This window comes from Agrobacterium larrymoorei (genome assembly GCF_005145045.1).
Lineage (GTDB): Bacteria > Pseudomonadota > Alphaproteobacteria > Rhizobiales > Rhizobiaceae > Agrobacterium > Agrobacterium larrymoorei.
The window spans coordinates 212976-227540 of the sequence record NZ_CP039693.1 but is presented as its reverse complement, the minus strand read 5'-3'; the positions used below and the strand labels follow the sequence as shown (position 1 = coordinate 227540).

Below are 14565 nucleotides of genomic sequence, written 5' to 3'. Positions count from 1 at the left end.
ATGCTGATTGTCGTCGGGTATGTCCAGATCGATCCCGCTGATCTCAACGAGTTTACTGAGGATTTAAAGTTTCTCGCCATGGCCGCACGCCGGAGACCAGGCAATATCTCTCGCGATCGAGCCATAGACGACCAGCAATCTGGCCGATTGCTTGTTGCCGAACGATGGGCCGATGAGATGTCCCTCTCTGCGCATCTTTGTTCTGATGTCACCGTGGCGTTCGTGAACCGATGGAGGAGGCGTATGAAAAGCGATGTTCGAAAGTACGACGCCTCAAACGAACGGGCTCTTGCTGAAGACTGAATCTGTGAGGTCGGGACGATTAGTTTGCGTTAATGGTGGTGTGTGTATGATCCCCTTTGGATGATCGCGGATGCATTGGCCGATATCGGATAGTCTCGCAGATACGCTTTTGGTCAGTTCAGGTAGGCAGCAAGTTCTTCCGGGCTTCCTTGCGGGAAAGCCTCCTTCAGGTAATCAAGGAAGGCTGATACGCGCGCGCTTAGGAGACGCCGGGAAGGATATAGTGCCCATAGCGCCGTTTCTGCTCCCTCGATATCGCCCCAGTGGTTGAGACGACCAGAGGCGATGTCTTTGGTGACCAGAGAGAGCGGTAGCCGTGCAACGCCGGCTCCCATAAGTACTGCATCCCGCAGCATCGTGTTGGAAGACATTCCAAGAACGGCTATGACGTTGAGTTCCATCGGACCTTTTGCCGTCTTGAGTTTCCAATTGTTTCGTTCACCAACAGAGCCGCGCACGATCGATGGCATGGCGCGACCCTCTTCAGGCCAGACAAGCTTCGGAGCAGCGACGACGACTTGGCGGTCATGCAGAAAAGCTCTGCCGACGAGACTGACGTCAGGCTTCGGATTGACGCGGATAACGAGATCATAAGCCTCCTCGATCATATCGACAGGACGATCCTCCACGACAATTTCGATCCTCATTTCGGGATACTTCAGCAGGAAACCCGCTGCCAGCTTTCCCAAGGCTGCCTGTGCGAACAATAGCGGAGCACTGATGCGTAGGCGTCCGCGCGGTGTCTGGCTCCTTGAAGCAATTGAGGTCGTCGTCTCCTCCAGCTCTGTCAGTAACTGCGCCGTGCGCTCGAAAAGGGCGCGCCCTTCTTCCGTCAGCTTCAAGTCCCGTGCCCCCCTTTCGAAGAGCCGGAGATCGAGGCTCGCCTCAAGATCGGCGACGCGTCTGGATAGCGTGGCTTTCGGCCGCCCAGCTATGCGCGCCGCTTTGCCAAACCCGCCATACCGAGCAACGAGGGTAAAATCAGCTAGTGCGAGCAAATCCATGTGTTCCACCTGTGAGACGATGCGTCCCAAAAGATCGTCTATCGGAAGGAATATGGATCACCTAACTTCCTAGATGTCAACAGCGCCCCAGCGGCTTCACAAGGAGTATCATTCATGACCATTCTCGTAGTCGGTGCCACCGGCCGTGTTGGCCGTCACGTCGTAGAACAGCTCGTTCAGCGCAATGCCAAAGTCCGCGTGCTGACCCGCGACGCCACAAAAGTGAACTTTCCTGCGAACATCGAAATCGCCCAAGGCGAGTTGCTCGACCTCGATGCAATTCGCGCGGTATTCAAAGATATCCGCACCTTGTTCCTTCTCAATGCCGTAACAGGTGATGAGTTCACTCAAGCCCTCATCACCCTTAACATTGCCAAAGAGGCGGGTGTCGAACGCGTTGTTTATCTCTCGGTGTTCAACGCCGAAAACTCCGTCAACGTCCCGCATTTTGCTGTGAAGGCGGGTGGCGAACGTATGCTGAGCGAGATGGGCTTCAGCGCTACGATCCTGCGTCCGACCTACTTCATCGACAACGAGATCATGATCAAGGATGTCGTTATCAATCACGGCGTATATCCGATGCCGATCGGCTCCAAAGGCGTTGCAATGGTTGACGCGCGCGATATTGCCGAAGTCGCGGCAATCGAACTTATCCGCCGCGATCAGGCCGCCGAACTCTTGCCAGTTGAAACGATCAATCTTGTCGGTCCAGACACGCTCACCGGAACAAAGGTGGCTGCGATCTGGTCCGAAGTCCTCGAGCGCGAGATCGTCTATGGTGGTGACGATCCAAGCGGTTTCGAACAGAACATGGCGAGCTTCATGCCGAAGTGGACCGCGTATGAAATGCGTTTGATGGCAGAACGGTATGTTTCCGACGGCATGATCCCGAGTGAAGGGGACGTCGAACGGCTCGTGAAAATGCTGGGCCGCCCGCTGCACAGCTACCGTGACTTTGCGGAGAGCCTTGCGTCTGCCAATTGACTTAACCGACGAACGGTCAAGCCAAATTGCTGAAATGCAAATGGCGAGGAGACTCGCCAGCGACCCCCACACCTTCACCGGAGAATTTCATGACCGATATCTGGAGCCCGATCACACTTGGCGGGATTACCCTGCCGCATCGTCTGGCCATGGCACCGATGACCCGCAGCCGCGCAAGGCCCGACGGAACACCTGGCAACCTCGCGCCGGAATATTACGCTCAGCGAGCATCGCTCGGGCTTCTGATTAGCGAAGGAGCCCAGCCGTCTGACGATGGGCAAGGATACCTGGCTACCCCTGGTATCTACACTGACGAGCATGTCGCTGGCTGGCGGAAAGTCGCCGACGCCGTCCATGCGTCAGATGGGCGCCTGTTCATACAGCTCATGCATGTCGGCAGACGGTCTCACCCTGATAACACGCGACATCATCGCCAGCCCGTTGCACCTTCGGCAATCGCGTCAGGCGATTCCATGTTCACGATGAGCGGGATGCAGCCCGTGCCGCGACCTCGCGCACTGGAAACAGAGGAGGTCCAGCAGACGATTGCGGATTTTGCCTATGCCGCAAAGCGCGCTATCGAAGCCGGTGCAGATGGCGTCGAAATCCATGGAGCGAACGGCTATCTGGTACACCAGTTTCTCGCCCCGGACAGCAACCATCGCGCCGATGAGTACGGTGGCACGATGAAGAACCGGGCGCGCTTTGCCATTGATGTCGTGCGTGCGGTAGTCGATGCCATTGGCCCACAGAAAACCGCCATCCGCCTCTCTCCCGGTGTTGCGACGGGTGGCATCGCCGAAGGTCAGGACAACGACGACTTGTACCGATATCTCGCTGCTGAATTCGGCAAGATGGGGTTGGCCTATATTCACATCCTGTATGCCCGCAAGGATCCGCTCTTAGAAGATATCCGCCGCTCTTTCGATGGACCTCTAGTCCTCAACCGCCCCGGTCGTGTGCGTGAACAGATCGGTGCTGATGTGGGGGCGGGACTTGCCGATATTGAAGCACTGGGCGTCATGGCGCTCGCAAATCCGGATCTTGTGCAGCGCCTCAAGACCGGCGCTCCGCTTAATGACGTGAGATCCGATCTCTTTTGTGCAGGCGGCGGTGCTGAAGGTTACACCGACTATCCCGCGAATCACGCAGCATGATGCATAAGCGGGCGGATCGTATTCGCCCGCTACCGTCCTTCAATTAGCTTGTATCGCGTCCGATGGCAGTTCGAATACAATCAGAACCTATCCAAAGCTTGCAGAACGCATTGCCACCCAGTCTCCTGGCGTCATACCGAAAGCTTTACGGAAATGCCGGGTAAAATGTGCCTGGTCAGCAAAACCCGCATCTGCTGCCGACTGCGCTAATCCGTGGCCATTAAGAATAGACTGTTTCGCCAGTTCAAGCTTGCGCATGATGAGGTATCGATGCGGGCTGGTACCCAGCAACCGGCGAAACTGGCGGGCCAATTCGTAGCGGTCCAGTCCAGACGCAACCTCTAGCGCTTCAGAGCGCACGATATCGTTGCAATGCTCTTCGATAAAGTCACGGGCACGAAGAACAGCCGACCGCGCCGATTTGGCGATGCTTTTGTGCGGTGCACCTGCTTGGCGGGACAGGCCCGAAGCCAGTCGCATCAGGACGTCATCCATGATCAGGTCGCTTGGTTCTTCGCTCAGATCGGCAAGAATCTCCGCCAGTGCCTGCCAGAGGCCGACATCGACAACCACCGGATCGGGAACGAATGGCAGAGCATGGCGGTAACCATCGACGGCACCAATCAGGTCGGGAGGCAGATAAATCATCCGATATATCAATCCATCCTCTGTACCTGCAGCGCCATCATGCAGCTCGTCGGGATGCAGCACGATGACGTTGCCTGGGCTGCTGAAACGTTCGGCGCCGCGGTAGCGGAAGGTCTGTACGCCGTGGAGCGTCAGTCCAAACGCATAGGTGTCGTGCCGGTGCGGAGAAAATGCGTTGCCATAAAACCGGGCTTCGATCCGCTCGACACCATGTGAGGGCGCGGCGACACGCATGCTGTCGGCAAATCCAACTTTGCACGAACGTTCAAGACCGCCCGCCTTGCTCGAAGCTAGGTATTCTTGTCCCTCGATACCTTGAATGGAGTTCAACCGCATGTTTGACACCAAGATCGCAATCGTTATCCGCGATGACCTCGCAACCTGGCAGAAGTTGAACGTCACCGCCTTCCTGACCAGTGGCATCGTCACTCAGACACCAGCGATCATCGGCGAACCATATCGGGATGCAGTTGGTCATGTCTACAATCCCATGACGATCCAGCCAATCGTGGTCCTCGCCTCGGATCAGGATACGCTGCGCACGATCCTCAGGCGGGCTCTGGACCGCGACGTCACAGTCTCGGCTTATATTGAGGAGATGTTTTCAACAGGGCACGACGCCGCCAACAGGGAGGTGTTCGCCCAGTTCGGCCCAGACGATTCGAAACTGGTAGGACTGGCACTTAGAGCCGAAAAGAAGGTGGTCGATAAGATCGTAAAGGGAGCAAAAATGCATCCTTGACCTATGGGAATTTTGGTTCGGGCACCGCGACGCCATTGGAGTAGCTGTGCGCGCGAGCACGTCCACGCGGCCGAGTCCTGGTTGAACTACGATAAGTCGCAACGTTTGCAAAAGTCGATGACCGTCTGATCGCAAGCGTGGCTTGATCGCCTTCACCTCCGTAAAAAACGTGAAGGGCGGTCTTGAACGGCGAACCACTCTGGGCGGCGATGCCAAATAACGTCATGCTGGAATGAAATTTGAGGTCGTCGGGAGAGCCAAGAATTTCGCGCGCAGTTGGGCTGGGATGGCTAAGCATGGAGCGAGTGCACTCCTCCAAACGGGCTCCCAAAACAGGATATTTCAGGTAGGCTTCGGCCTCAGAATGTCCAGAGATCGCGTAAAAGCGAGTAGTTTCCGATCGACCAAGTCCGTGAATTTGCGGAAAGATGAACCACATCCAGTGAGACCTCTTCTGTCCGTCACTCAACTCCTGCAAGGCTTCTGCGTAGTTGTCCTGCCGCGCTTTGATGAACCGCGCCAGATCAAATTCCATGCCTTTAACCTTGCTCAGCGGGTTAGATTTCTGTTTTCGAGGTGTGATGACGTCTCAGTCCATTTTCAACTGTTCGAACCAGGCTGCGTATGGAGTGTTTCTAGCGAGATGGCGATTGTAGTCCGGCGCGCCATCGTCCCACCAGACCGGACCGCGTTCGCCAAGGGCAACTTTGGCTCCATCCACTTTCTGTCGGGCTTCGACCATCGCTTGAGAGCCTGCCGATGCATCGCGAACTGCCCGGCGCGCAGCCATCAAATCCCTGATCAGTGCCGAACGCTTGAGCTCATCGAGTGCAGGATTGCTGCGGCGCCACAGCCGTCCTTTTACGACGAAGTATCGACCATCGGGCGTATCTGGATATTTGTTGCTCATTCGAACCCAAGCGTCCCTTGCGCCGGTTCCGCATTCTGAGATGGCTTGTCCTCAATCCGTCGAGCCAGTTCGGTCTGTGCACTGAAGCGAACGTCGACATCCCGATCTGCAACGAACGCCTGCAGCGCCTCAATGGTGATGCGATCCCAGGGTTTTCCTCGATCTGGTCCGGCGGGGACGCGAGGCAAAAGACCTGGTTCAGTGCTCCATGCCAGGCAGTCCTCAAGCGAGGTTTTGTTCAACATGTCGCGGAGATGATGAGCCGTGACGTAGGCGTCAGGCATCGCCCTATGCGCTGGGAGGCCAATTTCATGTACCAGCCCGGTGGGCATTCGCTGATAACGCAGCATCTGGTTGGAAAACCGAGGAAGCTGCGGCCAGACACGCAGCGCACATTTCCAGGTGCAGATCCAGGGTGTTCCACCTGTAAATCGAGGCGTGCAGTAACGTTGCTCGAAGGCGGCTCGATGAGCTGCCAAGGCGTCGATGCGGCCGGGTGGACGAAGAACCGTAGATGCTATTTCCTTCCAGAAGGGAGCATCCGCTACTTGGGCATCTAGGATATGATGGATCGCCATGGTGTCGGGTGAGATGGGGCGGCCAGGATTTACGAACAGCGCCCCGCGTTCATCGGTGACCTGCCATATTCCGGTTTGGTCGATCACGACATCCTGCCAGCCGATCTCGCAAACGTCATTCGGGCCGTTGCCGCCTGTTTCGAGGTCGATGACACGTACCCTGGCTTCGACCACTTCGTTGCTACCTTTCTTCAAACTCCAGCATTGATAAGCGCGATTGGCGTAGGATGGTCCCTGGATATAGGGCTACGATCAGCGGAGCTTGCACGCAACGACAGCCGATGCTGAGGATTTAAGCGGGCTCCCCTGAAATTTATTTTGTGCTCGTCACCGAGCACCGTTCCAAGTCTTACTCACTGATTCAATTTACGAATCTTTTGAATCGCTAAAAATGGAGGACTGCATTCCTAATTTAGCACCTCTCGACTCTTGTTGGACGCGGGAAGAACGTGAACATCAACATTGATAGCGGCATGAAGCGGTTCCCATAAACCACGCGAGCCGGAAGGATTACGTGAACAAGGGCTGCCGCGCGCGAGCATGTTATAGGGGATCTGCGCGATCGCATCGCGTCGCTGGAAGGCGTAGTGGCGAAGCAGGGGGAATGTCTGCCGTTCGGTGTGAGCGCAATCGACGCGGTGCTGCCAGGAGGCGGTCTCGCAAGAGGCGATCTTCATGAATTTGCAGGCGGAGGCGCCGGAACCGTCGATGGCGCGGCGGCAGCGCTGTTCGTGGCAGGCGTTGCTGCTCGCACCAACGGAAAGATCGTCTGGTGTCTGACGCGCCCGGACCTGTTTTTCCCTGCACTCGCGCAGGCAGGTCTTAATGCTAACCGCGTGATCTTCGTGGAAAGCGATCGCGAAGAGGATGTCCTCGCCTCAATGGAGAAGCATTGTCTTTCGGCGGGCTCGGCGCCGTCGTCGGAGAGGTGGTTCGACTGCCAATGCTGGCGAGCCGCCGGCTCCAGCTTGCTGCAGAGAAGAAGGGAAGCCTGGCCCTCGTTGTTCGCAGGTGGCGGCGACAGACGGAAGCCAACGATTTTGGCCAACCCACCGCGTCGACGACCCAGTGGAGGGTGAGTGTGCTGCCATCGGAGGAGCTGCCCGTGCCGGGTGTTGGGCGGGCAAGGTGGTTGCTGGAACTGATGCGGTCGCGTGCTGAGGTTATCGTTGGAGCGTGTGATGACAAGGGTCGCATCGATCTTCCTACCGGATCTGTCTACGGATCGCATTCGTCGCGCCGATCCCGGCATTCCGGCTGAACAGGCCATCGCCGTGATTGCGAAATCTGGCTCGAAACGCTGGGTATCGGCCGCCGATGCTGCCGCAAGAAAGGCAGGTCTGCGTGCGGGGATGCAAGCGGCAAAGGCGCAGGCTTTTTTTCAGGGGCTGATGATCGATGCTGACCTAAAGGCGGACGCCGAGGCTCTGGAGCGTATCACCTCCTGGGCTCTGAGCCACTACTCTCCGATCGTCGCCGTCGATGCGCCAGATGGCATTGTCATGGACACGGATGGTGCCGACCATCTTCAGGGGGGGAGCTTGCCATGGTGGCGGGGATTGCCAACCGCTTTAGGGGCGCTGCGCTGACAGCCCGAGTAGCCATTGCCGATACTTGGGGCGCCGCCCATGCATGCGCCCGCACCATCATCAGGGAAACAGTGATCGTGCCGCGCGGCGAAACCGTAAAAGCAGTCGAGCGACTACCGATTTCCCTGCTGCGGCTATCTGAAAGGACGATCGATGATCTGAGGATGCTAGGCTTTCGAACCTTTGGTGAGCTGTCTGCGACGCCTCGGGCACCGCTAATACTGCGTTTCGGCCCAGAAATCGCCCGCCGCCTCGACCAGTTATTCGGGCGCGTGGGCGAACCCATAGACCCCATCCGCAGGCCCGAGCTGATTGAAGTCAACCGCATGTTCCAGGAGCCAATAGGCGCAGCCGAAACGATCGATAAATATGTGGGTCGCCTAGTTATCGAGCTCTGCAACCACCTCCAGAAAAGGGCTTGGGCGTTTGTTGTGTCGATCTCATCATTCACAAGGTCGACAACACGACCCAGGCGCTGCGGGCAGGGACCACAAAGGCCGCCCGCGACGTCGCCTGGTTGACGAAACTGTTACGCGATAGGACCGAGAAGATTGATCCTGGCTTCGGGATCGAGAAGCTGACCCTCGCGGCCATCATGGTGGAGCCGCTTGAAGTGACACAAAAGGCGTCTTCCCTTGTCGAGGACGAGATCGCGGACGTCACGCCGCTCATCGACAACCGATTCCGGTAGGATTTGCAAGATATTTAAAGTTAATCAAGTTAACGCCCTTATTCTCTGCCGCCACCTGAGTGGAAGGATTTGCCCGATTCAGTTTATGAATTGGGACGTTAGAGATTGACAACGCTAACTTTTGATCGACCGGTTACTAACACTTTTGTTGGTGCTTCAGTGCCTGCCCTCGTCGAAAAAAGCGTTCCACAGACGCTCGCGCATAGAATCACTCGCTAACACTTTTGGCAGTAGATCGATGTTCTCTGCCACGGCAAACCTCATCGCATCACCAATGCAGGGGAGATTTGCTCGATGCGTGTCGTCGCCATCAAGAATCCAAAGAGCGAAGCTGAGCACCGACTCATCCATGAAATGCATCGGCTCCGGGCCCGCATCTTCGGCGGTCGATTGGCTTGGAAAGTAAGTTCGATATCAGGTCTTGAGATCGACAGCTTCGACGAGCTCAGTCCGACGTACGTACTTTGCATAGACTGCTCCGGCGGAGTGATTGGATGCGCTCGGCTCCTGCCGGCGACCGACGGCACAATGCTGGAGAAAGTGTTCCCTCAACTCCTGTCAACGGGACAGCTCGCTACGCACCATCGGATGGTCGAGAGCTCCCGGTTTTGCGTGGACACAAACGCGGCTGCCGAGCGGGAGCAGGCAGGCCTACATTCGGCGACACTCGCGATGTTCGCCGGTATCATTGAGTGGAGTATCCTAAATGGCTACCGAGAAATCGTAACTGCAACGGATGTCAGACTTGAGCGTATCCTTCGTCGCGCCGGCTGGCCTCTCGCCCGCCTCGGCTCCCCTGAACAAATCAATGAAACCAAAAGCGTCGCTGGCCTGCTGCCAGCAGACTGGGTGAGCTTCGATCAACTTCGCCCCAGCACCTACTCGTCGAATTTCTCCTACCATCAAAAGGAAACGGCCTGATCATGCTCAGCACCCAAAGCCGCTCACTACCCCGTCTTGTCAGCAAGCTGCAGAACGCACTGGGAGATCATCTATGCGTCGCGCTCGAAGATCCGAGCGTCGTAGAGATCATGCTCAATCCAGATGGTCGTCTGTTCATCGAGCGGCTCGGTCATGGAATGGCCGCGGCTGGCGAGATGACACGCTCTGCCGCCGAAACAATTATCGGGAGCGTTGCCCATGTTTTGAACTCTGAGGTCGATGACAATCGGCCGATCGTCTCGGGTGAACTGCCGATGGGCGGGCACCGTTTCGAGGGACTACTACCACCCATCGTCTCGGCCCCATCGTTTACGATCCGCCGTCATGCGTCGCGCCTCATCCCTCTCGATGACTATGTGTCGGGCAAAATCATGACCGGCGAGCATGCGGAAATCATTCGCAGCGCAGTCGCGTCAAAGCTCAATATCCTCGTGGCCGGTGGCACTGGTTCGGGAAAGACGACCCTAACTAATGCGATCCTTGCTGAAATCGTATTGAGTTCTCCCGACGATCGCCTGGTCATCCTGGAAGACACGGCCGAGATCCAGTGCGCCGCAGACAATGCGGTCAGCCTGCACACCAGCGACGCTGTCGACATGTCACGTCTCCTGAAAAGCACGATGCGCCTTCGGCCGGATCGGATCATCGTCGGCGAGGTCCGTGACGGAGCCGCACTTACCATGCTGAAAGCCTGGAACACGGGGCATCCCGGAGGGGTCGCAACGATCCATTCGAACAGCGCACGCTCCGCGCTTCAGCGCCTCGAGCAGCTCACTGCCGAAGTCAGTCATCAGCCGATGCAAGCGGTCATCGGAGATGCAGTCGACCTGATTATCTCGATCGAGCGAACGGCCAAGGGCCGGCGCATCAGCGAAATCCTTCACGTCACCCGCTTCGCAGGCGGCCAGTACCAGACTGAGCCCTATGCAGAGGAGAGCCGCAATGCAGCATAAAAAATCCCACCTGATACTGGCGGTGATTATCTTCTCTGCCATCGCTACCGCGTCCCCCGCCGTCGCAAGTTCTGGCGGCAGTCTTCCGTGGGAAGGACCGCTCGAACAAATCCAGGAATCCATCACTGGTCCGGTGGCTGGCTACATCGCGCTGGCCGCTGTCGCAATTGCCGGTGGGATGCTGATCTTCGGAGGTGAACTCAACGATTTCGCTCGCAGATTGATGTACGTCGTTCTGGTCGCCGGCATCCTGCTTGGTGCGACGACGATCGTCGGTCTCTTCGGCGCCACCGGTGCGTCTATCGGCTTTCCAACGGATCAGGTCACGCAAGCTCTTTCGGACGAAGCGGGGGAGGGGGCGTCGTGACCCTCCATCGCAATCGCATCCATCGCGCTCTGTCGCGTCCGAACCTTCTGATGGGCGCCGATCGCGAGCTGGTGCTGATCACAGGTCTTGCGGCCGTCATCCTAATCTTCGTCGTGTTGACCGTCTATTCGGCACTTTTTGGCGTGGCCGTCTGGGTCGTCATCGTCGGCCTGCTCCGCGTGATGGCCAAGTCCGATCCGCTGATGCGGAAAGTCTATGCGCGTCACATCTCCTACAAGCCCCACTACCGGCCAACGGCCGCGCCGTGGCGAAAATATTAGGGGTATCCAGATGGCCTCGCTCAAACGCTTCCGCACCACCGGCCCATCCTTCGCAGATCTCGTTCCCTATGCAGGTCTGATCGACAACGGCGTTCTGCTTCTGAAGGACGGAAGCCTCATGGCTGGCTGGTATTTTGCCGGTCCTGATTCCGAGAGCGCCACCGATCTCGAACGCAACGAACTGTCCCGACAGATCAATGCAATCCTGTCGCGTCTGGGGACAGGATGGATGATCCAGGTCGAGGCCATACGGGTGCCGACGATCGACTACCCCACACCGGACCAGTGCCATTTCCCTGACCCCGTCACACGCGCGATCGATGCCGAGCGCCGTGCCTATTTCGGGCGTGAGCAAGGGCATTTCGAGAGCAAGCACGCGATCATTCTGACCTACAGACCGCTCGAGTCGAAGAGGACTTCGCTCAGCAAATACATCTATTCGGACGAGGAGAGCCGGAAAAAGTCCTATGCGGACACGGTCCTGTTCATATTTCGCAACGCGATCCGGGAGATCGAACAGTACCTTGCCAACACCCTGTCGATTGGTCGCATGCAGACCCGCGAGGTCCGCGACAGGGGAGGGGAGAGGGTAGCACGCTATGACGACCTCATGCAGTTTGTACGGTTTTGCATCACGGGCGAGAGCCATCCCGTCCGCTTGCCCGAGGTGCCCATGTATCTCGACTGGCTGGCGACGGCCGAGTTGGAGCATGGCTTGACTCCGAAGGTCGAGAACCGGTTCCTCGCCGTTGTCGCTATCGATGGCCTGCCGGCGGAAAGCTGGCCCGGCATCCTCAACAATCTCGATCTGATGCCGCTGACCTACCGCTGGTCGTCACGCTTCATCTTCCTCGATGCGGAGGAAGCGCGCCAGAAGCTCGAGCGCACGCGAAAGAAATGGCAGCAGAAGGTTCGACCTTTCTTCGATCAGCTCTTCCAGATCCAGAGCAGATCGGTCGATCAGGATGCTATGACTATGGTCGCCGAGACCGAGGACGCTATCGCCCAGGCCTCGTCCCAGCTTGTTGCCTACGGCTATTACACTCCAGTCGTCATACTGTTCGATGAAGATCGTGAAGCTTTGCAGGAAAAGGCCGAGGCCATCCGCCGGCTCCTCCAGGCCGAAGGGTTCGGGGCGCGCGTCGAGACCCTGAACGCGACAGATGCGTTTCTCGGAAGCCTGCCCGGGAACTGGTACGCCAATATCCGCGAGCCGCTGATTAATACCAGCAACCTGGCAGACCTTGTCCCGCTGAACTCGGTATGGTCAGGCAATCCGGTGGCGCCATGCCCGTTCTATCCGCCGAACTCACCGCCGCTGATGCAAGTTGCCTCGGGCTCAACGCCGTTTCGCTTGAACCTACACGTCGATGATGTCGGCCACACCCTGATTTTCGGACCAACGGGTTCGGGTAAATCCACCCTTCTCGCTCTGATTGCTGCGCAGTTCCGCCGATACGAGTTCGCCCAGATTTTTGCCTTCGACAAGGGCAACTCGCTCCTTCCCCTGACGCTTGCTGCCGGCGGCGATCACTACGAGATCGGCAACGACCAGAACGGGGAGGGGAGAGCGCTGGCGTTCTGCCCTCTGTTCGATCTTTCGACAGATGGCGATCGGGCTTGGGCGACCGAGTGGATCGAAATGCTCGTCGCGCTTCAAGGCGTCACCATCACGCCTGATCACCGTAATGCGATCTCCCGCCAAATCGGGCTGATGGCGACAGCGCCTGGAAAGTCGCTGTCGGACTTTGTCAGCGGCGTGCAGCTGCGCGAGATCAAGGATGCGCTCCACCACTATACCGTCGATGGCCCGATGGGCCAGCTTCTTGACGCGGAAGAGGATGGTCTGACACTTCAAGCGTTCCAGTGCTTCGAGATCGAACAGCTCATGAACATGGGTGAGCGCAATCTGGTGCCCGTCCTGACCTACCTCTTCCACCGGATCGAAAAGCGACTGGATGGTTCGCCGAGCCTCATCCTCCTCGACGAGGCCTGGCTGATGCTCGGCCATCCGGTGTTTCGCGATAAGATCCGGGAATGGCTGAAGGTTCTACGCAAGGCCAATTGTGCCGTCGTCTTGGCGACGCAATCGATCTCCGACGCAGAGCGCTCCGGCATTATCGACGTGCTGAAGGAATCCTGCCCGACGAAGATCTGCTTGCCAAATGGCGCTGCACGCGAGCCGGGCACCCGCGAGTTTTATGAGCGGATCGGGTTCAACGAGCGCCAGATCGAGATTGTCTCAGGCGCCATCCCCAAGCGCGAATATTACGTCGCCACGCCAGATGGACGGCGGCTGTTCGATATGTCGCTCGGGCCGGTGGCTCTGAGCTTTGTGGGCGCATCCGGAAAGGAAGACCTGAATCGGATCCGCGCGCTGAAGGCGGAACACGGCCAGGACTGGCTTTCCCATTGGCTTCAATCGAGAGGAGTTCACGATGCCACGTCGCACCTCAACGTCGAATAACTGGATCGTCGCAATAATGACCGCGGCAATCGCGCTGTCGCCGACCGCTTCCGCCCACGCCGGATCTGCAACGGGCGCGGCCACCGAATGGACGCAGCTTGCCAACAATGCTCAGCTCATCGACCTCCTGAAGAGCTCTGGCATACAGGTTGATAATCAACTGACCCAGATCACGCAACTGGCAGAGCAAATCCAAAACCAATTGAAAATCTACGAGAACATGCTGCAGAACACCGCGCAGCTCCCGAACCATATCTGGGGTCAGGTCGAGAGCGACCTTAATCAGCTTCGTGACATCGTCGAACAGGGAGAGAGCATTTCGTTCTCGATGGGCAATGCCGACGACGTCCTTCAGCAGCGATTCAAGAGCTATGCGGATTTGAAAACCAATCTTCCCAATGCTGAATCCTTCTCGAGCACCTACCAGTCCTGGTCGGACACAAACCGGGACACGATCGGCAGCACACTGAAGGCGGCAAGCCTGACAGCGGATCAGTTTGACACGGAGGAAGGAACGATGAGTTCGCTGCGATCCATGTCGGAGTCTGCCGACGGCCAGATGAAGGCCCTCCAGGTCGGACATCAGATCGCTGCCCAGCAGGTTTCCCAGATGCAGAAGCTACGCGGCCTGGTTTCCCAGCAGATGACGATGATGGGCACGTGGCTTCAGACCGAGCAGACGGACAAGGACCTCGCCCAGGCACGCCGTGAGGAATTCTTCAAATCAACTGCGCCCTCAACATCCGGCGGCGAGAAAATGAAGGTGGAATGGTGAGAACAAAGGTGATCCTGGCCATCGTCGCCGTAGTCATCTCCTTCGGTGCAACAGGCTCGTGGTTCCTGATTTCAGAGCGAAAGGAAGTGCAAGAGCGGCACGAAAAGTTGTCTGGGTCGACGAAGGAGTATCCGACGTCGGGCGGCGAGAAGATGAAGATCGAGTGGTAGGCGC

The 14565-nt window shown here is 57.6% G+C and carries 15 protein-coding genes and 3 pseudogenes; 13 read left to right on the top strand and 5 right to left on the bottom strand.

The window, feature by feature from the left end:
- The gene (locus CFBP5473_RS22185; protein WP_027674854.1) at positions 1 to 303 is read left to right on the top strand and encodes a putative quinol monooxygenase; all 303 of its coding nucleotides are present in this window, start codon (positions 1 to 3) and stop codon (positions 301 to 303) included.
- A 113-nt stretch (positions 304 to 416) separates the two neighbouring features.
- Here CFBP5473_RS22185 and CFBP5473_RS22180 read toward each other — a convergent pair whose 3' ends face one another.
- Positions 417 to 1307, bottom strand: a complete 891-nt coding sequence (locus CFBP5473_RS22180) for a LysR family transcriptional regulator (RefSeq protein WP_027674853.1) — start codon at positions 1305 to 1307, stop codon at positions 417 to 419.
- 114 nt (positions 1308 to 1421) lie between these two features.
- On the opposite strand from CFBP5473_RS22180, the gene CFBP5473_RS22175 reads away from it, so the two are divergent.
- Both CFBP5473_RS22175 and CFBP5473_RS22170 read left to right on the top strand, forming a co-directional pair.
- Positions 1422 to 2291, top strand: a complete 870-nt coding sequence (locus CFBP5473_RS22175; RefSeq protein ID WP_027674852.1) for an SDR family oxidoreductase — start codon at positions 1422 to 1424, stop codon at positions 2289 to 2291.
- A gap of 89 nt (positions 2292 to 2380) precedes the next feature.
- On the top strand, positions 2381 to 3448 hold the full coding sequence (locus tag CFBP5473_RS22170) for an alkene reductase (RefSeq protein WP_027674851.1): 1068 nt from the start codon (positions 2381 to 2383) through the stop codon (positions 3446 to 3448).
- A gap of 87 nt (positions 3449 to 3535) precedes the next feature.
- Here CFBP5473_RS22170 and CFBP5473_RS22165 read toward each other — a convergent pair whose 3' ends face one another.
- The gene (locus CFBP5473_RS22165) at positions 3536 to 4432 is read right to left on the bottom strand and encodes an AraC family transcriptional regulator (protein WP_084631570.1); all 897 of its coding nucleotides are present in this window, start codon (positions 4430 to 4432) and stop codon (positions 3536 to 3538) included.
- Between CFBP5473_RS22165 and CFBP5473_RS22160 the strand changes: the two genes are divergently transcribed.
- On the top strand, positions 4431 to 4838 hold the full coding sequence (locus CFBP5473_RS22160; RefSeq protein WP_027674849.1) for a DUF2000 family protein: 408 nt from the start codon (positions 4431 to 4433) through the stop codon (positions 4836 to 4838). The genes CFBP5473_RS22165 and CFBP5473_RS22160 overlap by 2 nt on opposite strands.
- Positions 4839 to 4971: 133 nt before the next feature.
- Here the strand turns inward: CFBP5473_RS22160 and CFBP5473_RS22155 are convergent.
- The 3 genes and pseudogenes from CFBP5473_RS22155 to CFBP5473_RS22145 all read right to left on the bottom strand — a co-directional run.
- Positions 4972 to 5373 (bottom strand): annotated as a pseudogene (locus CFBP5473_RS22155) (DUF1810 domain-containing protein); the annotation flags it as partial.
- A 54-nt stretch (positions 5374 to 5427) separates the two neighbouring features.
- Positions 5428 to 5748: a hypothetical protein gene (locus tag CFBP5473_RS22150; RefSeq protein WP_027674848.1), complete on the bottom strand. Its 321-nt coding sequence runs from the start codon at positions 5746 to 5748 to the stop codon at positions 5428 to 5430.
- Entirely contained in the window at positions 5745 to 6521 is a 777-nt protein-coding gene (locus CFBP5473_RS22145; protein ID WP_210163857.1) for an exonuclease domain-containing protein, read from the bottom strand. Before CFBP5473_RS22145 ends, CFBP5473_RS22150 begins: the two co-directional genes overlap by 4 nt.
- Positions 6522 to 6901: 380 nt before the next feature.
- Here CFBP5473_RS22145 and CFBP5473_RS22140 point away from each other — a divergent pair.
- The 9 genes and pseudogenes from CFBP5473_RS22140 (at position 6902) to CFBP5473_RS22100 (ending at position 14561) form a co-directional block, all read left to right on the top strand.
- A pseudogene (locus tag CFBP5473_RS22140) lies at positions 6902 to 7587 on the top strand (ImuA family protein).
- A pseudogene (locus CFBP5473_RS22135) lies at positions 7508 to 8591 on the top strand (Y-family DNA polymerase); the annotation flags it as partial. The pseudogenes CFBP5473_RS22140 and CFBP5473_RS22135, both read left to right, overlap by 80 nt.
- A 309-nt stretch (positions 8592 to 8900) precedes the next feature.
- Entirely contained in the window at positions 8901 to 9527 is a 627-nt protein-coding gene (gene traI / locus CFBP5473_RS22130) for an acyl-homoserine-lactone synthase (RefSeq protein WP_027674845.1), read from the top strand.
- Between the two features lie 2 nt (positions 9528 to 9529).
- Complete coding sequence (gene trbB / locus CFBP5473_RS22125) at positions 9530 to 10501, top strand: P-type conjugative transfer ATPase TrbB (protein ID WP_027674844.1); 972 nt, start codon at positions 9530 to 9532, stop codon at positions 10499 to 10501.
- Positions 10491 to 10868 (top strand): TrbC/VirB2 family protein, encoded by a 378-nt coding sequence (locus tag CFBP5473_RS22120; protein ID WP_027674843.1) that lies wholly within the window; start codon positions 10491 to 10493, stop codon positions 10866 to 10868. Before trbB ends, CFBP5473_RS22120 begins: the two co-directional genes overlap by 11 nt.
- A complete protein-coding gene (locus CFBP5473_RS22115; protein WP_027674842.1) occupies positions 10865 to 11149 on the top strand; it encodes a conjugal transfer protein TrbD in 285 nt (94 codons plus the stop codon). Before CFBP5473_RS22120 ends, CFBP5473_RS22115 begins: the two co-directional genes overlap by 4 nt.
- Before the next feature lie 10 nt (positions 11150 to 11159).
- On the top strand, positions 11160 to 13616 hold the full coding sequence (locus tag CFBP5473_RS22110; RefSeq protein WP_027674841.1) for a conjugal transfer protein TrbE: 2457 nt from the start codon (positions 11160 to 11162) through the stop codon (positions 13614 to 13616).
- The gene (gene trbJ, locus CFBP5473_RS22105; protein ID WP_027674840.1) at positions 13588 to 14391 is read left to right on the top strand and encodes a P-type conjugative transfer protein TrbJ; all 804 of its coding nucleotides are present in this window, start codon (positions 13588 to 13590) and stop codon (positions 14389 to 14391) included. Before CFBP5473_RS22110 ends, trbJ begins: the two co-directional genes overlap by 29 nt.
- Complete coding sequence (locus tag CFBP5473_RS22100; RefSeq protein ID WP_027674839.1) at positions 14385 to 14561, top strand: TrbJ/VirB5 family protein; 177 nt, start codon at positions 14385 to 14387, stop codon at positions 14559 to 14561. Before trbJ ends, CFBP5473_RS22100 begins: the two co-directional genes overlap by 7 nt.
- Positions 14562 to 14565 lie beyond the last annotated feature (4 nt).